At 70.1% G+C, this 24,035-nt stretch carries 22 protein-coding genes; 3 read left to right on the top strand and 19 right to left on the bottom strand.

Annotated elements, in window-relative coordinates:
• Positions 1-182 precede the first annotated feature (182 nt).
• Genes AB5I40_RS43085 through AB5I40_RS43070 form a run of 4 tightly spaced genes read right to left on the bottom strand, consistent with a single transcriptional unit; the run spans position 183 to position 3,529 of the window.
• Positions 183-944, bottom strand: a complete 762-nt coding sequence (locus tag AB5I40_RS43085) for an anti-sigma factor domain-containing protein (protein WP_370935946.1) — start codon at positions 942-944, stop codon at positions 183-185.
• Positions 941-1,537 carry an ECF RNA polymerase sigma factor SigK gene (gene sigK, locus AB5I40_RS43080; RefSeq protein ID WP_370935945.1) on the bottom strand — a complete coding sequence of 199 codons (597 nt, stop codon included), beginning with the start codon at positions 1,535-1,537 and terminating at the stop codon, positions 941-943. Before sigK ends, AB5I40_RS43085 begins: the two co-directional genes overlap by 4 nt.
• Positions 1,530-2,255, bottom strand: a complete 726-nt coding sequence (locus tag AB5I40_RS43075; protein WP_370940717.1) for a DUF1365 domain-containing protein — start codon at positions 2,253-2,255, stop codon at positions 1,530-1,532. The genes sigK and AB5I40_RS43075 overlap by 8 nt, the downstream gene beginning before the upstream one ends.
• Positions 2,249-3,529: an NAD(P)/FAD-dependent oxidoreductase gene (locus AB5I40_RS43070; protein WP_370935944.1), complete on the bottom strand. Its 1,281-nt coding sequence runs from the start codon at positions 3,527-3,529 to the stop codon at positions 2,249-2,251. The genes AB5I40_RS43075 and AB5I40_RS43070 overlap by 7 nt, the downstream gene beginning before the upstream one ends.
• Positions 3,530-3,592: 63 nt before the next feature.
• Between AB5I40_RS43070 and AB5I40_RS43065 the strand changes: the two genes are divergently transcribed.
• The gene (locus AB5I40_RS43065; protein ID WP_370935943.1) at positions 3,593-4,831 is read left to right on the top strand and encodes a class I SAM-dependent methyltransferase; all 1,239 of its coding nucleotides are present in this window, start codon (positions 3,593-3,595) and stop codon (positions 4,829-4,831) included.
• On the top strand, positions 4,828-5,607 hold the full coding sequence (locus AB5I40_RS43060) for a DUF1295 domain-containing protein (protein ID WP_370935942.1): 780 nt from the start codon (positions 4,828-4,830) through the stop codon (positions 5,605-5,607). Before AB5I40_RS43065 ends, AB5I40_RS43060 begins: the two co-directional genes overlap by 4 nt.
• Here the strand turns inward: AB5I40_RS43060 and AB5I40_RS43055 are convergent.
• Positions 5,594-6,037, bottom strand: a complete 444-nt coding sequence (locus AB5I40_RS43055) for a DUF664 domain-containing protein (protein WP_370935941.1) — start codon at positions 6,035-6,037, stop codon at positions 5,594-5,596. The two genes, AB5I40_RS43060 and AB5I40_RS43055, sit on opposite strands and share 14 nt — an antisense overlap.
• The gene (locus AB5I40_RS43050; protein ID WP_370935940.1) at positions 6,034-6,543 is read right to left on the bottom strand and encodes a DinB family protein; all 510 of its coding nucleotides are present in this window, start codon (positions 6,541-6,543) and stop codon (positions 6,034-6,036) included. Before AB5I40_RS43050 ends, AB5I40_RS43055 begins: the two co-directional genes overlap by 4 nt.
• A 114-nt stretch (positions 6,544-6,657) precedes the next feature.
• Between AB5I40_RS43050 and AB5I40_RS43045 the strand changes: the two genes are divergently transcribed.
• Entirely contained in the window at positions 6,658-7,092 is a 435-nt protein-coding gene (locus tag AB5I40_RS43045) for an OsmC family peroxiredoxin (RefSeq protein WP_370935939.1), read from the top strand.
• Positions 7,093-7,145: 53 nt separating this feature from the next.
• Here the strand turns inward: AB5I40_RS43045 and AB5I40_RS43040 are convergent, their stop codons facing one another.
• The 13 genes from AB5I40_RS43040 to rsmH form a co-directional block, all read right to left on the bottom strand.
• Positions 7,146-8,027, bottom strand: a complete 882-nt coding sequence (locus AB5I40_RS43040; RefSeq protein WP_370935938.1) for an IS5 family transposase — start codon at positions 8,025-8,027, stop codon at positions 7,146-7,148.
• A 603-nt stretch (positions 8,028-8,630) separates the two neighbouring features.
• On the bottom strand, positions 8,631-9,464 hold the full coding sequence (locus AB5I40_RS43035; RefSeq protein ID WP_370935937.1) for an NAD(P)H-binding protein: 834 nt from the start codon (positions 9,462-9,464) through the stop codon (positions 8,631-8,633).
• Between the two features lie 96 nt (positions 9,465-9,560).
• Complete coding sequence (locus tag AB5I40_RS43030) at positions 9,561-10,436, bottom strand: cell division protein FtsQ/DivIB (protein WP_370935936.1); 876 nt, start codon at positions 10,434-10,436, stop codon at positions 9,561-9,563.
• Positions 10,433-11,851, bottom strand: coding sequence for a UDP-N-acetylmuramate--L-alanine ligase (gene murC, locus AB5I40_RS43025; RefSeq protein WP_370935935.1), 1,419 nt, complete (start codon positions 11,849-11,851; stop codon positions 10,433-10,435). The genes AB5I40_RS43030 and murC overlap by 4 nt, the downstream gene beginning before the upstream one ends.
• Positions 11,844-12,968, bottom strand: a complete 1,125-nt coding sequence (gene murG / locus AB5I40_RS43020) for an undecaprenyldiphospho-muramoylpentapeptide beta-N-acetylglucosaminyltransferase (RefSeq protein ID WP_370935934.1) — start codon at positions 12,966-12,968, stop codon at positions 11,844-11,846. Before murG ends, murC begins: the two co-directional genes overlap by 8 nt.
• Positions 12,965-14,401: a putative lipid II flippase FtsW gene (ftsW, locus tag AB5I40_RS43015; protein ID WP_370935933.1), complete on the bottom strand. Its 1,437-nt coding sequence runs from the start codon at positions 14,399-14,401 to the stop codon at positions 12,965-12,967. Before ftsW ends, murG begins: the two co-directional genes overlap by 4 nt.
• On the bottom strand, positions 14,388-15,794 hold the full coding sequence (gene murD, locus AB5I40_RS43010; protein WP_370935932.1) for a UDP-N-acetylmuramoyl-L-alanine--D-glutamate ligase: 1,407 nt from the start codon (positions 15,792-15,794) through the stop codon (positions 14,388-14,390). Before murD ends, ftsW begins: the two co-directional genes overlap by 14 nt.
• Positions 15,795-15,797: 3 nt before the next feature.
• The gene (mraY, locus tag AB5I40_RS43005) at positions 15,798-16,880 is read right to left on the bottom strand and encodes a phospho-N-acetylmuramoyl-pentapeptide-transferase (protein WP_370935931.1); all 1,083 of its coding nucleotides are present in this window, start codon (positions 16,878-16,880) and stop codon (positions 15,798-15,800) included.
• Positions 16,877-18,385 carry a UDP-N-acetylmuramoyl-tripeptide--D-alanyl-D-alanine ligase gene (gene murF / locus AB5I40_RS43000; protein WP_370935930.1) on the bottom strand — a complete coding sequence of 503 codons (1,509 nt, stop codon included), beginning with the start codon at positions 18,383-18,385 and terminating at the stop codon, positions 16,877-16,879. The genes mraY and murF overlap by 4 nt, the downstream gene beginning before the upstream one ends.
• Positions 18,382-19,941, bottom strand: a complete 1,560-nt coding sequence (locus AB5I40_RS42995) for a UDP-N-acetylmuramoyl-L-alanyl-D-glutamate--2,6-diaminopimelate ligase (protein ID WP_370940716.1) — start codon at positions 19,939-19,941, stop codon at positions 18,382-18,384. The genes murF and AB5I40_RS42995 overlap by 4 nt, the downstream gene beginning before the upstream one ends.
• A 494-nt stretch (positions 19,942-20,435) precedes the next feature.
• Positions 20,436-22,355, bottom strand: coding sequence for a peptidoglycan D,D-transpeptidase FtsI family protein (locus AB5I40_RS42990; RefSeq protein ID WP_370935929.1), 1,920 nt, complete (start codon positions 22,353-22,355; stop codon positions 20,436-20,438).
• The gene (locus tag AB5I40_RS42985; RefSeq protein WP_370935928.1) at positions 22,355-23,008 is read right to left on the bottom strand and encodes a hypothetical protein; all 654 of its coding nucleotides are present in this window, start codon (positions 23,006-23,008) and stop codon (positions 22,355-22,357) included. The genes AB5I40_RS42990 and AB5I40_RS42985 overlap by 1 nt, the downstream gene beginning before the upstream one ends.
• Positions 23,005-23,961 carry a 16S rRNA (cytosine(1402)-N(4))-methyltransferase RsmH gene (gene rsmH, locus AB5I40_RS42980; RefSeq protein ID WP_370935927.1) on the bottom strand — a complete coding sequence of 319 codons (957 nt, stop codon included), beginning with the start codon at positions 23,959-23,961 and terminating at the stop codon, positions 23,005-23,007. The genes AB5I40_RS42985 and rsmH overlap by 4 nt, the downstream gene beginning before the upstream one ends.
• Positions 23,962-24,035: the final 74 nt, after the last annotated feature.

Genomic DNA, 24,035 nt, shown 5'->3' with positions numbered 1-24,035 from the left:
CCGGAAACCCTCAACCTCAACCCGAGAGTGAGAGTTATGTCAACCACCGGCGTCAAGGCAGGACGGTAGGCGCCGCGCAAGCTCTAATCCAGTAGCCACGCCGTGAGCGGCAAAGGTGTTTTGCCACAACGCGAAGCCGTGCGCAAGGCCGGAACCCGCCGCGAAGCCCGGCGCGCGGTCTGCTATGCGGGCACCGAAGTGACCAGCACGACGTCGCTCGACGGCTTCCCCGACGGCGCCCCACCTGTCTGCTCGACACTGATCGCGAACTGCTGCGCACCAGCCAAACCGTCCGCCACCACCAGCGAACCCGACGGTCCCCCGGGCAGCAGTCCGGCCGGTCGCGGCGCGAGATCCGGGCCCATCAGCCAGGCCTCGTACACCTTCCCGGACTGGACCGGCGGCAGCCCGGACTGCATGAACATCACGCGGTCCAGCTTCCGCGAAACCACCACCGTGCCGCCGCCCCCGCGCGGCGACACGACGTGCTCGGTCCGCGCGTCCGGCGCAGTCAGCAGCTCGGCCACCGGCAGGTACCGGTCGCGCGCGGCGTCCAATTCGGACTGTGCGCTGGTGAGCTGGCTGCTGGTGTGCAGAGCGATCCCGCCGAACACGCCGGCCAAGGCGAGCCCGATGACGGCAGCGGCGGCGGCGATCAGCATCGGCCAGCGGCGCGGGCCGCGCGGGCGCGGTTCGGCGGAATCGGTTCGCGGCGGCACTTGGCGGGTCGTGCGCATCTCCGCGAGGACTCGGTCCTTGAGGCCGGACGGCGGCTGCTCGTCCATCGCCGCGCCGAGCCGGGCCGCGGTCTCGCTCAGTTCCCGCACTTCCTGTGCGCAGGCCTCGCACTGGTCGAGATGACGGCGGAATTGGGCCCGCTCGACCTCCGACAGCGCGTCGAGCGCGTACGCGCCGGCCAACGTGTGCATCTCCGGACTGGTCACGCCGTCACCCCCAGGCAGTCGCGCAGCCGGATCAATCCGTCGCGCAGTCTGGTCTTGACCGTCCCCTGCGGCGTGTCCAGCACGTCGGCGACCTCGCGGTAGGTATAGCCCTGGTAGTAGGCCAGGAGGACGGATTCCCGCTGCAATTCGGTCAGCGTCTTCAGGCAGCGCCGCACCTGCGAGCGTTCCAGCCGGGTCGCGACGGATTCGGCGACCTCGTCGAACGGACGTCCGCGCGCGGCTTCGAAGGTCGCTTTCCGTTCGCGTTCGGTGCTCGCCCGCGCGGACCTCACCCGGTCGACCGAGCGCCGGTGCGCGAGGGTCATCGCCCAATTCAGGACGCTGCCCTTCGCCGACGAGTAGCGCGTGGCGGTCTTCCACAGCTCCACGAGCACCTCCTGCGCGACCTCCTCGGACTGCGCGGGGTCCCGCACGATGCGGCGGACGAGCCCGTAGACGGGACCGGCGAGCTGATCGTAAAGCCGCTCGAAGGCGCGTTCGTCCCCCTTCGCGACCAGCGCCATCAGGTCCTCGGCGCTCGGCGACGACGGCACCGCCGAGAGCCGGTCGGCCGGGCGTGCGCTCTCATCCATGGAGGACTCCTGCCGTGTTCTGTCCGGTCCGGGCGGCGAGCGGGGCCTTGCGCCGCCACAGCGCGAGCCCGTGGCGACGGATCAGCGCGGCGACGCGCTGCGGTTGCAGCGGCCGGCCCAGCAGGAACCGCGCGAGCGTGCGGATCCCGGCCGGACGGCGGACTCCTCGCAGCGTAGCCGTCAGCGCGGCGTCGCCGTCGCGGTGCAGGACGACGGTCAACGCCAGCAGCGCGTCCGGGCGCGGCAGGTGCATTCGGTACTCCCCCGTCATCTCCTGGAACGGCGACACGTAGAACTCCTTGTCCGCCCGAAGGTCTTCCCCCGGCTGGAGCAGGTAGGCATGCCGGCCGCCGTAGGTGTTGTGCACCTCGGCGACCACGCAGGCGAGCGCGCCGTCGGGCGTGTGGCACCAGTAGACGGTGATCGGATTGAACACGTACCCGAGAACACGCGCCGACGCGAGCATCGTCACCGGCCCGCCGCGCAAGTCCACTCCGCGGTGCGCGAGCCAAGCGTCCAGTTTGGACCGGATGTCGCCGGGCTCGTCCCGGTCGAAGTGGTCGCGGCCGTCGAAGCGCGCGAACGGCCGGAGCCACCACGGCAGCCGCGGCAGGCGGTCGAGGTCGGTCAGCCACAGGTACATCCGGTGTGCGAACGAGTACGGCGGATCGACCCGGCGAACGTGCGCGACAGTGGCGTCGTAGAGAGCGGTCACCAGGTCACCCCGAAACTGGCCGCGGCGCGGACGCCGGAAGAACAGCCGTCCTCGTGGAATCCCCAGCCTTGATAAGCACCGGCGTACGCGATGACCCCGTCGTTCAATTCCGACAGAAGCCTTTGCGCGGCAACGGATTCCGGCGTATAGATCGGGTGTTCGTAAGACATTTTCGCGACCACCGCGGCGGAATCGAGGCCGTCGCTCGGATTGAGCGTGACGGCGTACGTCGTCGCTTCCTCGAGACCCATCAGCCGGTTCAGGTCGTAAGTGACTTGGACGGCGTGCAGATCGGCACCGCAGCCAGGCGTCCGGTAATTCCAGGAGGCGCGAGCGGCAGCCGCGGTCGGCAACACGGCCGGATCGGTGTGCAGCCAGGCTTCGTTGCGCGAGTAGCGGAAGGTACTGAGCAGTTCCTGTTCCACCGCCGTCGGATTCGCCAACATCCGCAACGCCTGATCGGCATGGGTCGCCACTACAACCCGGTCGACCCGGTGCGCGGTATCGGCATCATCGCGCACCTCGACGCCGCGCGCGGTCCGCTGCACCGAGCGAACCGGAGTGGACAAATGCACGGCCGTCAGCTGTTTCGCCGCCCGCTCGACGTACTCCCGCGAACCGCCCACGACCGTCCGCCAGGTCGGCGAATTCCGCACGGTGAGCATTCCGTGGTTGCGCAGGAATTCGAACAGATACCGCGCCGGATACTGCATCGTGTCCGTGCGGTCGGCGGACCATACCGTCGAAACGAGCGGCAGCACGAAATGGTCCACGAAGTACCGCGAATACCCGCCGATCGCCAGGAACGCGCCGAGTGGAACGTCGCCCGCGTCAGCACGGGACAGCAGCCGTTCGGCGTGCCGGTGGAACCGTTTCACCTCGGCCAGCATCAGCAGGTAACGCGCGGACGCGACGTTGCTCCGTTGCGCGAACAGCCCGCGCAGGCCTTTCGCCCCGGCGTACTGCAGGCCGCAGCCGTCGCAGCGGATGCTCATCGACATCTCGGTCTCGCGGGTGCGCACGCCGAGTTCGCCGAACAGCCGCAGCAGCGTCGGATAGGTGCGCTCGTTGTGGACGAGGAACCCGGAATCGACGGCGACCGTCCCGCCGTGTGCGCTCGGCACGTCGTGGGTGTGGGCGTGTCCGCCGAGCCGGTCGTCGGCCTCGAACAGCAGAACCTCGTGGCGGCGCTGCAGCAGGTACGCGGCGGTGAGGCCGGCGACCCCGCTGCCGATGACAGCGATGCGTTGTCCCGTGGTGTGGTGCACGGAAGGCATTCGGCGCGCTCGCCAGCTTGGATTGGTACCAATCCGCGCGAGTGTCGGCTCCGAAGCCCTGGTATGCCGAAATCCGCAGCTCACCGACTGGCCGACTTCGCCGAACGCATCCTCGGCGGTCCGCTCCCGGTGGCCGTCCGCACCTGGGACGGCCACCAGGCCGGGCCTGCCGGGCCGACCGTCGTCCTGAAAAACCGCCGCGCGCTGCGCTGGCTGCTGTACTCGCCCGGCGAGCTGGGCCTGGCGCGGGCTTACGTGTCGGGCGACCTGGACGTCGAGGGCGATCTCACCGAAGGCTTCCGGCGAGCCTGGGCTTACCGGCCACAGCTGTCCGCCCGCGACTTCGGCGAGGCGATCCGCTTGGCCGCGCGGCTCGGAGTGTTCGGCCTGCCGCCGAAGCCGCCCGCCGAGGAAGCCCGGCTGCGCGGAAAGCTGCACACCCTCGGCCGCGACCGGTCGGCGATCTCGCACCACTACGACCTGTCGAACGCCTTCTACCAGCTGCTGATGGACGATTCGATGGCGTACTCCTCGGGCTACTGGTCCGAATCCGCCGATCTCTCCCGCGCCCAGCACGACAAACTCGAACTGATCTGCCGGAAACTCGGCCTCCGACCAGGTATGCGCCTCCTCGACGTCGGCTGCGGCTGGGGTTCGCTCCTCGTGCACGCGGCGAAGCACCATGGCGTCGAGGCCGTCGGCGTCACCATCTCCGCCGAGCAGGTGCAGCACGTCAAAACCCGCCTGGCACAGCACGACCTGGACGACCGCGTCGAGATCCGCAGGCAGGACTACCGGGAACTCGCCGGAGAATCCTTCGACGCCGTAGCCTCGATCGAAATGGGCGAACACGTCGGCGAGGACAACTACCCGACCTACACCGCCACGTTGTTCCGCATGCTCAAACCCGCCGGACGACTGCTGCTGCAACAGATGTCGCGCGGAGCCGTCGCGCCCGGCGGCGGTGCGTTCATCGAGCGCTACATCGCCCCCGACATGACCATGCGCCCGCTGAGCCGCACCCTCGGCCACCTGGAAACCGCCGGCTTCGAAATCCGCGACGTGCACGCGTTGCGCGAGCACTACGTCCCGACCGTTCGAGCCTGGGCGGACACGCTGGAGCAACACTGGGACGAGGCCGTCGCGTTGATCGGCGAGGCAGGCGCCCGAGTCTGGCGGCTGTACCTGGTCGGCGGCGCACTCGCCTTCGAGGAGAACCGCATGGGCGTGGACCAGATCCTGGCCGTGCGACCAGACGCGAACGGCCGCTCCGGAATGCCGTGGACGAGGGAGCGGGCATGATCGCGCTGCTCAGCCTCACCGCCGGAGTCACCCTGGCCGCGGTGACTTTGACCTTCGGCATCGCCCGCCTGCGCCGTCGCTACGACACCATCGACACCTTCTGGGGCTTAGGTTTCGCCCTCGTAGCCGTGGTCTCGTTCCCCTTCGGCACCGGCCCGCTCGCCCTGCGGCTGACCACCGCCGCCCTCACCGTCATCTGGGGCGTCCGCCTGGCCGTCCACCTGCACCTGCGCAACCGCGACAAGCCGGAAGACCCGCGCTACCAGCAGATTGTCGAACGCGCCGGCCAGAACCCCGGCGTCCGGATCTTCGTGCGGACCTACCTGATGCAAGCCGTGGTCCTGTGGTTCGTCTCGCTGCCTGTGCAATTCGCCATGTCCGGCACGGGTTTCGGCGTCACCGCCTGGCTGGGCGTGGCGGTCTGGCTGCTCGGCTTCGCCTTCGAAACCATCGGCGACGAACAACTCCGCCGCTTCCGCGCCAACCCAGCGAACCAAGGCGAGGTCCTGGACACCGGCCTCTGGCGCTACACCCGCCACCCGAACTACTTCGGCGACGCCTGCGTCTGGTGGGGCCTCTACCTGCTGGCCTGCTCAACGTGGCCCGGTGCGGCGACAGTGCTTTCTCCGGTCGCGATGACCTTCACCCTGGCCCGCGGCACCGGCAAACCCATGCTGGAGAAAGGCATGCAGCACACCCGCCCCGGCTACGCCGACTACATCGCCCGCACCAGCGGATTCCTTCCGCTGCCCCCGAAGAAACTCACTCCCCGATGAGCCCCCGCAACAACTCAAGATGCCGCGCGGTCTCCTTCACCAAGTACTCGACCACCGTCGCCACGGTCACCAACTGATCGCCCTCGAACCCCACCGGATCCTCCAGTGACCGATCCGCGATGACCTGGCGACACAGCTCGACATTGTCCCGATAAGTGCTGCGCACCTCCTCGACCGGCAGATCAAGCCCCACCTCGAACGCAGCGTCGCGCCCCGCCTCCAGCCGCTCGGCCCACCGCTCCGGCTGCCCGGTGACGACAACGTCGTACATGGTGTTCTCCACCAACGCGAGATGCCACAAAATCCCGGCCGCAGTCATCAACTCGCCGGGCCAGCGGGCTTGTTCGTCGGTGAGTTCGGAACACTTCCACGCCACGGTCGCGCGCAGCAGCTCAAGGTCGTCGACCAGCTGCGCGCGGTCGAGGCTCATTCCCCGGTGAGACCGTCGGTCAGCTCGCGCAAAAGGTCCAAATGCCCGAGATGGCGCGCGGTCTCCTCGATCATGTGCGTGACAACCCAACGCACCGTGAGCGGCTTGTCCCCCTTGAACAGCACCGTGTCCTCGAACCCCCGAGCCGCGACCACGGCCCGGCACTTCTCGACCTCGGCCTCGTAATCAGCGATCAACTGCGTCATCGGCAGCTCCAACGCGACCCGGAACTCAGCGTCCCGGTCGATTTCGAGCCGATCCGCCCACTCGTCCGGCTGCCCGTCGAGCACGACGCGGAACCAGTAGTTCTCGACGAGCGTGAGGTGGCACAACAACCCGGCGATCGTGGTCAACTCGCTGGGAACGTGCTTCTGGCGAGCCTGGTCGTCGGAGAGGCCGGAGCATTTCCACACCACGCTGGCCCGCAGGAAGTCGAGAAACCCGGTGAGCTGAGTGCGCTCGTCCCCCGCCATCGGCGGGTCAGGACGTTCAGGAGGATTGGTCACCCCAGAATTCTGCCGCACGAGGCCACCCGTTTTCGTGAATTACCTTGCGCACAATGTAATTGTGCACTACCTTCATGGGGGTACGCATCCCCGACCGCATTCAAGGAGACAGCGATGCCCAGCCGCGACGCGACCACCCACTGGACCGGCGGACTGCAGAAAGGCAAGGGCGAGGTCACCTTCGACTCGTCGAACCTGGGCACCTACGAGGTGTCCTTCCCGACCCGGTCCGGCAATCCCGACGGGCACACCAGCCCCGAAGAACTCATCGCCGCCGCCCACTCGAGCTGCCTGGCGATGAACCTCTCCGGCGTCTTGGAATCCCAAAACCTGGAAGCCGACTACATCGACGTCTCCGCCGAGGTCACCCTGGGCCCGGCCGCCGACGGCGGCTTCGAAATCAGCGGCATCGACATCACCCTGCGCGCGAAACTGGACGGCGTGACCGCGGACCAGTTCGCCGAACTGGCCAAGACCGCCGAACAAACCTGCCCGGTCTCCAAGGCCCTCTCCGGCACCACCATCACACTGGACGCCGCCCTGGCCTGACCCCCTTGGTTGCGTGAGGGGAACCCTGAGAGGGTGTTGTGGAACCTGGGTGGTTAGTCGTTGGTGTCTTCGGCTAGGCGGCGGGCTGCTTCGGTTTCGATGGGGCCGGAGGGTTCGATGTGTTCGTCGGCGAGGCGGGCGGCCATGAGCCGGATCATCGCGAATTGGATCATGGCTTCGGCGTGGGCGGTTTTGCGTTCGTAGTCGCGGGTCAAGCGTCTGCACCTCGTCAGCCAGCCGAAGGTTCGTTCCACCACCCACCGGCGGGGCAGCACCTGGAACCCTTTCACATCGGCGTTGCGGGGCACCGCGACGATCTCGATGCTCTCGCTCTCGCGAGCCCATCCAACGAGGGTGGTGTCTTTGGAGTTGACGTAGCCGCCGTCCACCCACACCAGGCCAAGCCGCGGAAAGGCCCGCCGGATCCCGGTCAGGATCCGGCGGGCTCCGGGCCGGTCCTGCACCGACGCCGAGGTCACCGCCACGCCCAGGATCAGCCCGAGCGTGTCGACCAGGACATGCCGTTTGCGGCCCCGCACCCGTTTCCCCGCGTCGTAACCGATCTGCTCCCCGCCTTCGACGGTTTTCACCGACTGCGAGTCCAGCACCGCCGCCGACGGCCGCGGGTCCCGGCCGTCGCGCTCGCGCACCTTGTCGCGCAGCACGTCGTGCACCCGAGCCCAGGTGCCGTCCGCGGTCCAGGCCGCGAACACCCGATACGCGGTGGTCCACGGCGCGAGATCACGCGGCGCCAGCCGCCACGCGCACCCGCTGACCAGCACATAGCTGATCGTGTCGATCACCAACCGACGCGAATGCACCGGCGGACGCCCGCCCAGACTCGGATGCCTCTTGGGCAGCAACGGCTCGATCACCGCCCACTGCGCATCCGTCAACGACGAGCCATAGGCCGGTTTGCACACACAGACGCACACCCGGCTTGATGATCACCACCGCCGCACCGCTACCACAGCCGACACACCGCACCGAAAACCAGGTTTCACAACACCCTCTGAGGGAATCAGATTCCCTGAGGGTTCCCCTCACGACCCACTCGCACGTTCCGGCTGCCGTGAGGGGCTCCTTCACGGACTTAGATTCCCTCAAGGGCCCCTTCACGGACCCCCGCCACCGCCGCGATGCACCCAACGCGGCATTCGGTGCATCCCACGCACCCAATGCGGCATTCGGTGCGTCAGACGCACCCAACGCCACATTGGGGCGCTACCCAGCCTCACCTCGCGAACCCCAACGCGACGATCCGCTCAGCCGCGCGCACCCACTGCCCAAACCGCAGGCCGGGCACCCAGCCCACCAAGCACCCACGCCACCCAGCCGCACCAGCGCACCCGACTATCGAGGCACCCACACCACCCCCGCACCCCGATACGAAGCCAAAACGCGGCGCGGGGGTGTTTGTCAAGGCATCTTTCCCGCCTTGACAAACACCCCCGCGCCGTAGTCACAATCAAGCTTCGGGGTGCCCCGCGCAACCACCGGGCGCAATGTCGCCGCCAGGCGACGAGCCCCCCGAAAACTCACGAAAACGCAGCAACATTCCCCTTAGCCCACTCAGCATAAGAAACCCCAGGCCGCCCCAACAAATCCTCCACAACCCCAGTAGGCACCTGCGGATTCAAAGCAGTGAACTCAAACATCTCCAACAACCAAGAAGCAATCTCCTCCGGATACCCAGCCGCAACCCACTCCGCGACCTGCTCCTCCGGAGTCAACTCCACAAACGGAACCGGCTTCCCCAACGCAACCCCAATAGCCGCAGCCATCTCCGCAAGCGAAACCCCCTCCGGCCCGCTCAACTCGTAAATCCGCCCCACATGCCCCTCAGTACTCAGCACATGAGCAGCCACCGCAGCAATATCCCCCAAATCAATAGGCGTCTGCGTAGCCGAGGGGCAAACCGACCGAACCTCCCCACGCTCCCGAACAGAAGCAGTCCACCCCAGAGAATTGATCATAAACGCCCCAGGCCGCAAAAACGTCCAATCAAACCCGCCAGCAGTCACCGCGGCCTCAACAGCAGCAAACCCATGCCCGCTGGAAGCCGGATGCGTATCCCCCACACTAGCCCCAGACAACGCGACAACCCGCCGAATCCCAGCTGAAGAAGCCAACTCGCAAAACCGGGAAACAGTCCGCGCATAAGGAGCCAGATAAACCGCCGAAACCCCCTCCAACGCAGCAGGCAAAGTCGAAGGCTTGGCCAGCGACCCGACCACCACCTCAACCCCGCCAGGCAACGCCGCCCGCTCCGGATCCACCGTCAACGCCCGCACCGGCACCCCGCGAGCCACCAGCTCGTCAACCACCAGCCGCCCGACATTGCCAGTAGCACCCGTAACCAGAACCGTCATGCCCCCACCTTCTCGTATGGCGTACGAACTCAACAAGCGTACGCCATACGATAAAGAGGGGCCACCGAACCCCGGGAAGCGGCCAAGACATAAGGCCTAGGACGTGATGGTAGGCAACTCCGGCGCGGAAACGTCGTAGATCTTCCCCTGCTGCGTCAGCAGCGCAGCCAGCACCTTCGCCTTGCGATCGGTGTTCTCCGCGTTCCCCCACCGCACGGTCTTGCCGGTAGAAAGCGTGAACTCGACACTCGCCGGGGTCTGCGCAGTGACCGTCTTCGTCTGCTTCAGCAACTGCTCCGGCAACACCCCGAGCACCGCAGTAACCGCACGGGTGACCGGGTCATCCACCGACACCTTCGGCAGCTTCAACTCCGGCAACCCGACCGGCCGGGTCTTCACCGTCTTGAACACAACGCCGCCACCGTCGACGAGATGCACCCCGTCACCACCGGGACCGCTGTCGAAGAACGCGATCGCGGTCCGTTCGGTCACCGCGATCTCCAGCGTCGTCGGCCACGACCGGGACACATCGACCGTCGCGATTCCCGGCATCTGCGCCACCCGGTCGCGGATCCCGTCGACGTCCGCCCGCAGCATCGGCTGCCCGGCCGGCACCGCGGCGGTCGCGCGGATCTGGTCCACCGACACGGTTTTCGCGCCCTGCACCTCGATCGTCTTCACCGAGAGCAGCGAACTGAAGAACAGCAGGTACCCCAGCGCCAGCAGGGTGACCACGGACAGCAGCGCCACCCAGCGGCGGCGGATCTCCTGGCCCCGAGTCGGCCGGGACTTCCGCGCGGACTTCCGCGCCGAGCGAGCCGAACGGCCCGAACGCGCGGCGGTCCGGGCGCGGGTGCGCTGGCGTTCCTCCTCGGTCCGCCGCCCGCGTCGTTCCCGGGCCAGGGCAGCACGCTGCTCCTCGCCCGCGCGAGGCGCGGGCGAGCGACGGCGCTGCTGCCGGGTCCCGGTCATGCTCGTCCGGCCCTCCGGTCCAGCTCGGCCAGGATCTCCGGGCCCAGCTGCGTCACGTCGCCCGCGCCCATGGTGATCGCGAGATCGCCCGGCCGCACGAGGTCCGCGACCAGGCCGGCGGCCACGTCGAAAGCGGGCTGGTAGTGCACCGGAACGGTCACGCGGTCGGCGATCAGCGCGCCGGTCACGCCCGGCACCGGCTCCTCGCGCGCGCCGAACACGTCGAGCACCACGACCTCGTCGGCCAGCGACAACGCCTCGGCGAACTCGGCCGCGAAGGTCTGCGTGCGCGAGAACAGGTGCGGCTGGAACACCACGACGACACGTCCGTTGCCCGCCGCCGTGCGCACCGCGCGCAGCTGCGCGGCCACCTCGGTCGGGTGGTGCGCGTAGTCGTCGTACACGCGGACATCGCCCGCGCGGCCCTTGAACTCGAACCGGCGGCGCACCCCGCCGAACGCGGCGAGCCCGGCGGCCATGCCGTCCAGCGGCGCGCCGAGTTCGAGCCCGGCGAGCAGCGCGGCGACCGCGTTGAGCGCCATGTGCTCGCCCGGCACCGCGACCCGCAGGTCGTGTTCTCCGCCGTCCAGCGCGACTCGCACGACGCCGCCGTCCGGCGCGGGCGTGTAGTCCAGCACTCGCACGTCGCCCTCGCCGGTAGCGGCGCGGCCGTAACGGCGCACCCGCACTCCGGCCGCGGCGGCCTCGTCGCCCAGCCGGGCCGCGCCCTCGTCGTCGGCGCACACGATCAGCAGGCCGCCCGGCTCGATCTGGCCGACGAAGTCGCTGAACACCTTCACGTACGCCTCGGCGGTGCCGTGGTGGTCGAGGTGATCGGGCTCGACGTTCGTCACCACCGCCACCGAGGGCGCGTAGGTGAGGAAGGAACCGTCGCTCTCGTCGGCCTCCGCGACGAACACGCCGCCCTCGCCGTGGTGCGCGTTGGCCCCGGATTCGTTCAGGTCGCCGCCGATCGCGAACGACGGGTCCATCCGGCAGTTCTGCAGCGCCACGGTGAGCATCGACGTGGTCGACGTCTTGCCGTGCGTTCCCGCGATGCACGCGACGCGGTGCCCGGCCATCAGCCCGGCCAGCGCCTGCGCGCGGTGCAGCACCGGGATGCCGCGCTCGCGGGCCGCGGCGAGTTCCGGGTTGGTCTCCTTGATCGCGGTCGACACCACGACGGCCGACGGCGGTTCGGCCAGCTCGCCGAGGTTTTCCGCCTTCTGGCCGACGAACAGGGTCGCGCCCTGCGCGCGCAGCGAAAGCAGCGCGCGCGATTCCTTGGCGTCCGACCCGGACACGGCCGCGCCGCGGGCGAGCAGGATCCGCGCGATGCCGGACATCCCGGCCCCGCCGATCCCGATCAGGTGCGCCCGGCGCAGCTGCGCGGGCAGTTCGGGCGTGTCAGGCACCGGCGGCCTCCAAGACGATGCGGGCGAGGGTCTCGTCGGCCTCGCGGTGGCCGAGCCCGACCGCGGCGGCGCTCATCTGCGCGACCCGGTCGGCGTCGGTCACCAGCGGGATCACCAGCTCGGCGACCTTTTCCGCGGTGAGGTCGGCGTCGGCGACCATCAGCGCCGCGCCGGCGTCGACCGCGGGCTGGGCGTTGACCGCCTGCTCGCCGTTGCCGTGCGGCAGCGGGACGAACACCGCGGGCAGCCCGACCGCGGACACCTCGGCCGCGGTCATCGCGCCGGACCGGCACACCACCGCGTCCGCCGCGGCGTAGGCCAGGTCCATCCGTTCCAGGTACGGCACCGGCACGTACGGCGGGCGGCCGGGAAACTCTTGCACCACAAGGGAATTCTTCGGTCCGTGGGCGTGCAGCACGCCGACGCCCGCCTCGGCGAAGTCCTTCGCCGCGCCGGAAATCGCGGAGTTGATCGACGCCGCGCCCTGCGAACCGCCGAACACCAGCAGCGTCGGCGCGTCCGGGTCCAGCTCGAAGAATTCGCGTGCCTGCGCCCGCAGCGCGGCCCGGTCCAGCGTCGTGATCGAGCGGCGCAGCGGAATGCCGACCACCTCGGCCTTCGGCAGCGGCGTGCCCGGCACCGCGACCGCGACGCGGGACGCGAACCGGGCGCCGACCTTGTTCGCCAGCCCGGCCGACTTGTTCGCCTCGTGCACCACGATCGGCGTACGGCCGCGCGCGGCGAGGTACGCCGGCAGCGCGACGTAGCCGCCGAAGCCGACCACGACGTCCGCGTGCACCCGGTCGAGCACCTCGCGGGTGCGGCGGACCGAATCGCGCACCTTCAGCGGCAGCCGGAGCAGTTCCGGCGTCGGCTTTCGCGGCATCGGGACCGGCGGGATCAGCTCCAGCGGGTACCCGCGCGCGGGCACGAGCTTGTTCTCCAGGCCGCGTTCCGTGCCGAGGGCGACCACTTCGGCGTCCGGGCGCAGCCGCTTCACGGCGTCCGCCAGCGCGAGCGCGGGCTCGATGTGCCCGGCGGTGCCCCCGCCGGCGACCACGACGACCGGCGCCCGGCCTGCCGCCGAACGCTCGGTTCCCTTGACGGGCTTGCTCACCAATGACCTCTCCGGTTCGCGGTGCCCCGGGCACCGCGGTTCGCTGTAGTCCGCCGCGCCGACCGGCGGCGTTCCTGTGCCGGTGCGGGCCGGGCCGCACGCGGCGCCGGCCTGGCCGCCTTCGTCCCGCTCCCCGCGGCGCGCGTTCCCTTGCGGGAGGACGGCGGGCGGTACGGATCGGGCGGGGGCAGCCGCAGCAGGCGTCCGAATTTACCCGGCCCGTGCGAGCGCAGTGCGGCCACCGCCTCGGGTTCGTGCCGCGCGGCGTTGGCCAGCACGCCCATGATGAGCATGGTGATCACGAGCGACGTGCCGCCGTAGGAGATCAGCGGCAGCGTGACGCCGGTGACCGGCAGCAGCCCGACCACGTAGCCGATGTTGATGGCCGCCTGCGCGACGAGGAACACCGTCAGCGTGCCCGCGACGATCCGGATCCACGGGTCGATGTTGCGGGTCGCGATGCGCAGGCCGACCACGGCGACGCCGGCGAACAGCGCCAGCACCACCGCGCAGCCCACGAAGCCCAGTTCCTCGCCGATCAGCGCGAAGATGAAGTCGTTCTGCACGTTCGGCAGGTAGCCCCAGTTCGACGCGCCCTGCCCGAGCCCCTTGCCGAACAGCCCGCCGTCGGCGAGCGCCAGCTTGGCCTGGTTCGCCTGGAACCCCTCGGCCGAGGTGTCCGCGTCCGGCGACAGGAACGACATCACCCGCGCGAGCCGGTAGGGCGCGATGATCGCCAGCACCAGCACGCCGCTCAGGCCGCCGGCCAGGATCACCCCGAAGAGCCGTTTCGGCGCGCCGGCGAACCACAGCAGGCCGAGCAGCACCACCGCGAGGGTGATCGTGCCGCCGAGGTCGGGCTGCATCATCACCAGCGCGAACATCAGCAGCGCCACCGGCACCACCGGGACCAGCAGGTGGCGCCACTGGTGCAGCTTGCTGTACTTGATCACCAGGATGTGCGCGCCCCAGAACGCCAGCGCCACCTTCGCCGCCTCGACCGGCTGGAAGGTGAACACGCCCAGCTTGAACCAGCCCTGCGAGCCGTTCACCGTCGACCCGAGCGGCGTCAGCACCAGCATCAGCAGGCCGAGGCAGATCACCGTCATCGTCGCGGACATCCGGCGGATCCGTTCGAGGCGCACCCGCAGGCCGACCCAGAACACGATCCCGCCGAGCGCGACGAACATCAGGTGCCGGAAGAACAGCGCGTACACGCCGCTGCCGGTTTTCGGGTTGTAGGAGGCCACCGACGACGCGGACAGCACCATCACCGCGCCGATCACGGTGAGGATGCCGGTGAGCGCGAGGACCAGGTGGAACGACGCGAGCGGGCGGGAAAGCCAGGCGGTCAGCCCGGTGCGGAGCGCGACGAACGGGCTTTCCTTGCGGACGCGCCGCGGCCGGGGCTTGTCTCCGTCAACGACTGTCATCCGCCGCCCCCGCCGCGCCGTCGGCCAGCGCACGCACCGCGGCTTCGAACGCGTCGCCGCGCGCTCCGTAGCCGCGGAACATGTCCAGCGAGGCGGCGGCGGGCGCGAGGAGCACCACGTCACCAGGACGAGCCAGGGCGCTGGCCGCATTCACCGCCGCAGTCATGGGCTCATCGTCACCCGGAAGGAGGCGGTTGCACGGGACATCCGGCGCGTGTCGCGAGAGAGCGGCTTCGATCACGGGGGAATCGGCGCCCAGCAGGACAGCCGCGCGCAGCCGTCCGCCGACCGCGGCGACCAACTCGTCCACCGACGCGCCTTTGAGCTGCCCGCCGGCGATCCAGACCACGCTTTCGTGTGCGAGCAGCGAGCCGAGCGCGGCGTGCGGGTTGGTGGCCTTCGAATCGTTGATGTACCGGACGCCGCCGACCTCGGCGACCTCCACCGCGCGGTGCGGCGCGGGCTCGTACGTGCGCAGCCCCTTCCGCACCGCCGCGAGCGGAACTCCGTGCACGCGGGCGAGCGCGGCCGCGGCGAGCGCGTTCGCGAGGTTGTGCGGTCCGGCAGGGCGAACGTCGGCGATCTCGGCCAGTTCCTCCGCGCTCGTCTCCGGGTCGGCCCCGAAAGCACGGTCCACCAGCAGGTCTTCGACCAGGCCGAGCTCTCCGGCACGCGGGGTGTCGAGGACGAAGCCGATCCGTCGCGCGTCCTTCGGCGCGTGCTCCTCCGCGATCCGCGTGGACCACGGGTCGTCGACGTTGTGCACGACGGCGCGCGAACGGTCGTGCGCGCGGCCCTTCGCCGCGGCGTACTCCTCCATCGAGCCGTGCCAGTCGAGGTGGTCCTCGGCGAGGTTCAGCACCACCGAGGCGTCCGGCGCGATCGTGGACGACCAGTGCAGCTGGAAGCTCGACAGCTCGACGGCCAGCACCTGGTGCCCGCCGCGGACCGCGTCCAGCACCGGGTAGCCGACGTTGCCGCAGGCCACCGCGTCCGCGCCGGCCGCGCGCAGGATCGACTCCAGCATGCCGACCGTGGTCGTCTTGCCGTTCGTGCCGGTGATCACCAGCCACGCGGGCGGATGCTCGCGCAGCTGCCCGACCCGCCACGCCAGCTCGACGTCGCCGATCACCTCGATGCCCGCGTCGGCCGCCGCGACCAGCAGCGGAGACGTCGGCCGCCAGCCGGGGCTGGTCACCACGAGCACGGTGTCCGCGGGCGGTTCGGTCAGGCCGGGCACCAGCTCGGCGCCGAGGTCGTCCAGTTCGGCGAGCCGCTCGGCGTTGCCGTCGGTGACCGTGACCCGCGCGCCCAGCTCGCGCAGCACGGGAACGACCGATTTCCCGGTGACGCCCGCGCCCGCGACCAGCACGTGTTTGCCCTCAAGCTGCAAGGCTCAGCCTCCGAAATTGAGCTGCTCGCTGTAGAACAGCCCGAGCCCGAACATGCAGCAGATCGCCGAGAGCAGCCAGAACCGGATGATCACCGTGGTTTCGGCCCACCCTGCCAGCTCGAAGTGGTGGTGGAACGGCGCCATCCGGAACAGCCGCCGCCGCGTCGTGCGGAAGACCGCGATCTGCGTGACCACCGAGATCATCTCGACCATGAACAGGCCGCCGATGACGATGGCGAGCAGTTCGGTGCGGGTGGTCATGGACAGCCCGGCGACGAGGCCGCCGAGGGCGAGCGAACCGGTGTCGCCCATGAAGATCTTCGCCGGAGCGGCGTTCCACCAGAGGAACCCGACGCAGGCCCCGGTGGCCGCCGCCGCGACGACGGCGAGGTCGAGCGGGTCCCGCACGTCGTAGCAGGCCGGGAGCGGCTGGGTCGAGCAGGAGAGCCGGGCCTGCCAGAACGAGATGACCACGTACGTCGCGAGCACCATCGCCGCCGCGCCGCCGGCCAGCCCGTCGAGGCCGTCGGTGAAGTTCACCGCGTTCGACCAGCCGGAGATGACGATGTAGCAGAAGATCACGAACACGACCGACGGGAACGTGATGAGCGCCAGGTCGCGGACGTAGGACAGGCTCTGCGACGCCGGGGTCAGCCCCTGCGCGTCCTTGAACTGCAGCGACAGCACCGCGAACAGGATGGTGATCACGAGCTGGCCGACCAGCTTCGCGGTCTTGTTCAGCCCGAGGTTGCGCTGCTTGCGGATCTTGATGAAGTCGTCGAGGAAGCCGACCAGGCCGAGCCCGACCGCGAGCATCAGCACGAGCAGGCCGGACGCCGAGGGCGCCGCCGAGCGCGAGTTGCCGATCCAGGTGATCAGGTGCGCGACGAAGTAGCCGACGACCATCGCGGTGATGATCGCGACGCCGCCCATGGTCGGCGTGCCGCGCTTCGACTTGTGCCCCTGCGGGCCTTCCTCGCGGATCTCCTGGCCGAAGCCCTGCCGCGAGAAGACCCGGATGAGGTAGGGCGTGAGCAGGATCGAGACCAGCAGACCCGCCGCGGCCGCGATCATGATGTTGATCACGCGTGACCACCGTTCGAGCGTTCAGAGTTCAACGTGGAGGGGGAGTTCCCGGGATCGGCCAGCAGCGCTTCGGCCACCCGCCAGAGACCGGCGGCCTTGGACGCCTTGACCAGCACCACGTCCCCGGGACGGAGCTGATCATGCAGTACGGCGACGGCGGCCTCGACATCGGGTACCAGCACCGACTCCTCGCCCCAGGAACCCTCCTGGAACGCGCCCTGGTGCATGGCGGCCGCGTCCTGGCCGACCACGACGAGCTTCTCGATGTTCAGCCGGACCACGAGCCGCCCGATCGCATCGTGCGCGGTCACCGAGTCCTCGCCCAGCTCGCCCATCACGCCGAGCACCGCCCACGCGCGGCGGCCGGAGCGGCTCATCGAGGCCAGCGCCTTCAGCCCGGCCCGGACCGATTCCGGGTTGGCGTTGTACGAGTCGTTGAGGATCGTGACGCCGTCCGCGCGGGTGGTGACGTCCATCCGGCGCTCCGAGCGCCGCTGCAGCGACGACAGCCGCTGCGCGATCTCCTCGGTGGTCGCACCCAGCTCGCGCGCGATCGCGGCGGCGGAGAGCGCGTTGCCGACGTGGTGCTCGCCGTGCAGCGGCAGCGTCACCGGGGCCTCGCCCTCGGGCGTGATCAGCCGGAAGGACGCGCGGGCCTCCTCGTCGACCGTGATGTCGGCGGCCCGGACCTGCGCCCCGGCCGACTCCCCCACGCCGACGACGCGAGCCTTGGTGCGGCTCGCCATGGCCGCGACCAGCGGATCGTCGAGGTTCAGCACCGCGAGTCCGTCTTCCGGAAGCGCCTCGACCAGCTCGCCCTTGGCCTTCGCGATGCCCTCGCGGGAGCCGAACTCGCCGACGTGCGCGCTGCCGACGTTGAGCACCGCACCGATCCGAGGCGGCGTGGTCACCGCTGCCTCGGCGATGTGCCCGACGCCGCGCGCGGACATCTCCAGCACGAGGAACTTGGTCGACGCGTCGGCGCGCAGTGCGGTCCACGGGTGGCCCAGCTCGCTGTTGAACGACCCGGGCGGCGCGACCGTCGGGCCCATCGGCTCGATCAGCTGCGCGATGACGTCCTTGGTCGAGGTCTTGCCGGACGAACCGGTGACGCCGATGACGGTCAGCCCGCCGGTCGCCAGCCGGTCGACGACGTGCCGCGCGAGCTTGGCCAGCGCGGCCAGCACGGCGGCCCCGGAGCCGTCGGTGTCGCCGGTCAGCGCGACCGACCCGGCGTTGCCCTGTCCCGGCGGCAGCGGCGGCACGACGATCGCCGGAGCGTCGACCTCCCGCGCGGCCAGCACGCCGACCGCGCCGGACTCGACCGCCTTCGCGGCGAAATCGTGCCCGTCGACGCGCTCGCCGGGAAGGGCGATGAACAGCCCGCCCGGACCGAGCTCGCGGGTGTCGAACTCGACGCTGCCGGTCACGACAGCGGATCCGTCGGTACGGTGCAGCCTGCCGCCGACGACGTCGGCGATCTCGGCCAGGCTCAGCTCGATCACGCGGTCACCTCGAGACGCTTGCGGATGGCGGCCTCCAGCTCGTCCCGGTCGGAGAACGGGTGCACCACACCCTGGACCTCCTGGCCGGTCTCATGGCCCTTGCCTGCGATCAGGACGATGTCCCCCGCCCTGGCGAGCGACACCGCGGACGCGATCGCCTCGCGCCGGTCGCCGATCTCCACGACCTCGCCGCCCGCCGCGGGCCCGACCGCGCGGGCCCCGGCCATCATCGCGGCGCGGATCGCGGCCGGATCCTCCGAACGCGGGTTGTCGTCGGTGACGATCAGGAGATCGCTGCGGCGCACCGCGGCCTCGCCCATCATCGGGCGCTTCGCGGTGTCGCGGTCGCCGCCGCAGCCGAGCACGGTGATGATCCGGCCGTCGGTGCGGGCGCGCAGGGCGTCCAGGCCCTGTGCCACGGCGGCCGGTTTGTGCGCGTAGTCGACGACGGCGGTGAAGTCCTGGCCGAGGTAGACCCGCTCCATCCGGCCGGGCACCTCCACCGCGGCGAGCCCGGCGACGATGTCGTCGGCTTCGATGCCCGCGCTGTCCAGGATCGCCGCGGCGAGCACCGCGTTGGCGACGTTGAACGTGCCCGGCAGCGGGATCTTCGCCGCGCGGCTGAGCCCGTCCGGCCCGAGCAGCGTGAAGGTCTGTTCTCCCGCCGACGTCGCCTCGATGTCGGCGGCCCGCCACAGCGCGTCGGCCCCGGCTTCGATGGACACGGTCACCGTCTGCGGAGTGAGCAGCGCCTGCCCCCACGCGCTGTCGACCACGACGACCTCGGTGGTCGAGCGGCCGTCGAACAGCAGGGACTTGGCGGCGAAGTACTCCTCCATGTCCTTGTGGAAGTCGAGGTGGTCCTGCGACAGGTTGGTGAACGCGCCCACCGCGAACCGGGTCCCGTTGACCCGGCCGAGCGCCAGCGCGTGGCTGGAGACCTCCATCGGCACGTGCGTGACGCCGCGTTCCAGCATCACCGCGAGCAGCGCCTGCAGGTCCGGGGCCTCCGGCGTGGTGAACCCGCTGGCCAGGCGCTCGCCGGCGATCCGGGTCTCGACCGTGCCGATCAGGCCGGTGGTGCGCCCGGCGGCGCGCAGGCCCGCGTCGACCAGGTAGGAGGTGGTGGTCTTGCCGGAGGTGCCGGTGACGCCGAGGACCGACAGGTGCAGCGACGGCTCGCCGTAGATCCACGCGGCGATCTCGCCGAGCGCGGCGCGCGGGTCCGGGTGCACGAGGACCGGCACCGGCGCGTCGCGCAGCGCGGGCCGCTCGGCCCCGCTCGGGTCGGTCAGGACGGCCGCGGCTCCGGCGGCGAGCGCCTGCTCGCTGAAGTCGGCTCCGTGCGCGCGGGCTCCGGGAAGGCCGGCGAACAGATCGCCGGGGAGCACGTGCTGCGCACGCAGCGTGGCGCCGGTGACGGTGAGGTCGGCGGCCTCGGGACGGTCGGCGATGAGCCGGGCTCCCGCACGGGCGAGCAGAGTGGCCAGCGGGACCGGGTCGATCCGGGCCGGCCGGGGCGGCGCGGCGGCGGCCTTGGCCGGGCTGTCCGGCAGCGAGGCGGCAGCGGGCCCGCTTCGGGGCTGGGACGAGGACACGGACACGCCGGAGAGGTTACCGAGGCCGGATCCGGGTGACCCAACGCGGTACGGCGAACGCGCGGGCCCGCCGCGAGTGTGCTAGGCGAAGCGGTCAAGATCGTTGCGGCACAACCCTTTCCCCCGCGGCGCACCGGCCCGTGTGGACGATCCCCCGCTCCGCCGCGCCCTGCTCCGCCCGCATCGCGTTTCCCCGGTACCGCATTTCCCGCGGCACGCGGCCCCAATGCCACATTGGGTGCGTTGAGCGCAACCAATGTGGCATTGGGTGCGTGGGACGCGCCCAATGCCACATTGGGGTTTTCTCCCGACAGGGGCGCGGCGCGGACGGTACGCGGAGTTCTCCTCGGTCGACGGGCGCGTTCCGGCGCTGCAGACGTACGTGAGGGGAACCCTGAGGGAATCTGATTCCCTCAGGGTTCCCCTCACGTACCTCTAGCAAGGCGCGGCGGTCAGCCGACGACGAGCGGCACCACCGGCGACGGCCCGTCCGACAGCGGAATCTGGTACCGCTGCGACAGGTACGACGCGATCGTGTGGAACAGCGGCCCGGCGGAATGCCCGGCGGGCAGCGTGGTGTCCGGCGCGTCGAGCCGGATGCCGACGACGAAGCGCGGGTGGTCGGCGGGCAGGATCCCGGCGAAGGTGATGTTCGCCAGGCTCGAGCTGTACGCCTTGGTGCGCGGGTCGATCTGCTGGCCGGTGCCGGTCTTGCCGGAGATCTGATACCCCTCCAGCCCGGCCGACGGCGCGGTGCCCGCGTTCGGGCTCTTGGCGTTCTGCACCACCGAACGCAGCATGTCCCGCACCGTTTTAGCGGTTTCCGGGCTCACCACGCGCTCGGTCTTCGGCGGTGCTTCCGGCGTCACGGTGCCGTCCGGGTTCTTCTTCGCCTTCACGATCCGCGGCTCGACGCGCAAGCCGTCGTTCGCGATCGCCTGGTACATCCCGGCCATCTGCACCACGGTCATCGAAAGGCCCTGCCCGATCGGCAGGTTGCCGAACGTGGACGCAGACCAGTCCTTGCGCGGCGGCACGTACCCGGAGCTCTCGCCAGGCAGGCCGATGCCGGTCTTCTGCCCGATGCCGAATTTCTTCAGCAGCGCGAGATACCGGTCCGGGCCGACTTGCTGCGCCAGCTCCAGCGTGCCGACGTTGGACGATTTCGCGAACACGCCGGTGGTGGTGAACGTCTGCGTGCCGTGCACCCACGCGTCGTGCACGGTGCGGTCGGCGATCTTGATCGAGCCCGGCACCTCGAGCGTCGAGGTGGGCGTGGCGATCTTGTCGTCGATCGCCGCGGTCGCGGTGATCACCTTGTTCACCGAACCGGGTTCGTACGGCGTGGTGACCGGCCGGTTGTTGAGCAGGTCGTCCTTGATCGTGGACGGGTCGTTCGGGTTGAACGTGCTGGCGTCGGCCAGCGCGTACACCTCGGACGTCTTCGCGTCCATGATGACCGCCTGGCCGCCCTTGGCGTTCGACTTCGAGACGTAGTCGCTCAGCTGGCGCTGCAGTTCGAACTGCAGGTCGGAATCTATGGTCAGCTCGAGGTCGGAGCCCGGGACGGCGGCGTTGAGCACGTGCTCCGTGCCCGGCAGGTACAGATTGTCGTTGCCGTTCTGGGTGTTCACGATCTCGCGGCCGGGCGTTCCCGCCAGGTCCGCGTCGCGCGATTTCTCCAGCCCGATCACGCCGTGCAGGTTGTGCTTCGAGACGTCGGGATCGTCCATCCGCCAGTTCGACAGGCCGACGATGTTCGACGCGAGCGTGTCGCCCGGGTATTCGCGCTTGGCCCGCTTCTCCACGCTGATCCACGCGTACTTCTTGACGATCTGGTCGGCCACCGAAGGCTCGACGTTGTCGACGAGGTAGGTGAAGGACTGCTGCTTGTGCAGCAGCGCCAGCTGTTCTGCCTCGGTGGTGAGGTGCGGGACCTTCTGCGCGATCAGCTTCGCCGCGCCGGCGACCTCGGTCTCGAAGTTGCGGCCCTTGTCCGGGTACTTCTTCGCGTACTCGTCCATCGTCTTGTGCAGCGCCCGCAGGTTCACCGACAGCGTGCGGGTTTCCACGCTGAACGCCAGCTTCGCGCCGTTGCGGTCCACAATGGACCCGCGCTGGGCCGGGATGTCGATGGTGAGCGTGCGCTGCCGCTCGGCCGCCGCGGACAGCGTGGGGGCCTCGAACCACTGCACCTGCACCAGTTTCGCGCCCGCCACCACCATCAGCACGACCAGCATGATGCGCACCGCGGAAAACCGGCTGCGCTGTCCGCCGTTGCCCCGTTTCGCGACCGCGCGGCGGGTGCCCGCGGCGTAAGTCCGCCGCGCGCTGCCCGCCGCCCGGGAACGGCTGTTGCCCCCTGCCGCCATCACTGCCCTCCCGCGGTCCCCGCGGGCGTGCCCGACAGGTCGCCTTCGATGCCGCCCTCCGGCGGAGCGGCCGGCTGCGCCGGGGGCGCGGCCGAGTCCTGCTCGTCCGGCTGGGCCTTCTTCGGTTCGCCGACGACGGTCGTCTTGCCGTCCTTGCCGACGACGATGCGCGCCGGGTCGCCGCCGGGCACCATGCCCAGCTGCTTGGCCGCGGGCGCGAGAGACGCCGGGGACTGGGCCTTCGCGACCTCGCGCTCCAGCCGGTCCTTGGTCTCCATGAGCGAAGCGCTGTCCGTGCGCAGTTTTTCGAGCCGGTACGAATCGGCGATCGCCTGCGTGGTGAACCACAGCGTCGCGGCGACCCCGACCGCCAGCAGCCCCATCATCACGAGCACGAACGACGCGCGCGAGCGCGGCCAGCGCAGCTTGAACCGCGTTCCCGCAGTCTTCGCGACGACGGTTTCCGGTTCCGCGACAGGCCTTTTCGGCGCGCGCTGGCGCAGCAGGTCGGCCCGCTGCGCCCGCCGGGCGTACGCGCGCTCGGCGGCCGTCGTGCGCCGCCGCCCCGGGGCTTCCGTCTCGGTGACGGTGTTCCGCGGTGCCCGCTCCGCAGCGGTCGACGACGAGCGGCGGGACTTCGTAGGTGCGGTCATCGCGGCTCTCCGATCCGTTGTGCTGCGCGCAGCCGCACCGAGGCGGCCCGCGGGTTGTGCTCGATCTCGCTCTCGCCGGCCTTCTCCGCTCCCCGCGTGAGGAGCTTCAATTCCGGCCCGTGCCCGGGAAGTTCGACCGGAAGCCCTTCCGGCGTCCGGGATTTCGCCAGTTCCGCGAGCGCCTGCTTCACCAGCCGGTCCTCGAGGGACTGGTAGGACTCGACGACGATCCGGCCGTCCATCGCCAGCGCGCCCAGCGCCGCGGGCATCGCCCGGCGCAGCACTTCCAGCTCGCCGTTGACCTCGATCCGCAGCGCCTGGAAGGTGCGCTTCGCCGGATGCCCGCCGGTGCGCCTGCTCGCCGCCGGCACCGCGGAGTAGAGCAGTTCGACCAGCCTTCCGCTGCGGGTGAACGGTTCCTTCTCCCGTTCCGCCACCACGGCGCGGACGATCCGCTGCGCGAAGCGTTCCTCGCCGTAGTCGCGCAGGATCCGGATCAGCTCGCCGGGCGCGTAGGTGTTGAGCACGTCGGCGGCGGTGAACCCGGTGGTCGGATCCATCCGCATGTCCAGCGGCGCGTCCTGCGAATAGGCGAACCCGCGTTCGGTGCGGTCGAGCTGCATCGACGAGACGCCGAGGTCGAAGAGGATTCCGTCCACTTGCGACAGTCCCAGTCCGGACACCGCTTCGGGAAGTCCGTCGTAGACCGTGTGCACGAGGTCGACGCGGTCGCCGTGCCGTGCGAGCCGCTCCGCGGAGCGCTCGAGCGCGGCGGGATCGCGGTCGAGGCCGATCAGCCGGAGCCGGGGAAACGCGGCGAGCAGCGCGTCGGAATGACCGCCGAGGCCCACGGTCGCGTCGACGAGAACGGCGTCGCGATCGGCCAATGCGGGGGCGAACAGCTCGACGATGCGGTCCAGCAGCACCGGAACGTGCTCGGCTTCGTCCGTCATGTCTTCCCCCTTCCTGCCGCGAGTGTTTCCGGGGAAGATGCGGCGGATGCCGTCAGGTCCCTGCCCGCCCGCTT

The organism is Amycolatopsis sp. cg13 (assembly GCF_041346965.1).
Classification (GTDB): Bacteria; Actinomycetota; Actinomycetes; order Mycobacteriales; family Pseudonocardiaceae; genus Amycolatopsis.
Note: the sequence above shows the minus strand (reverse complement) of the source record. Positions and strands in the feature narration are given on the sequence as shown.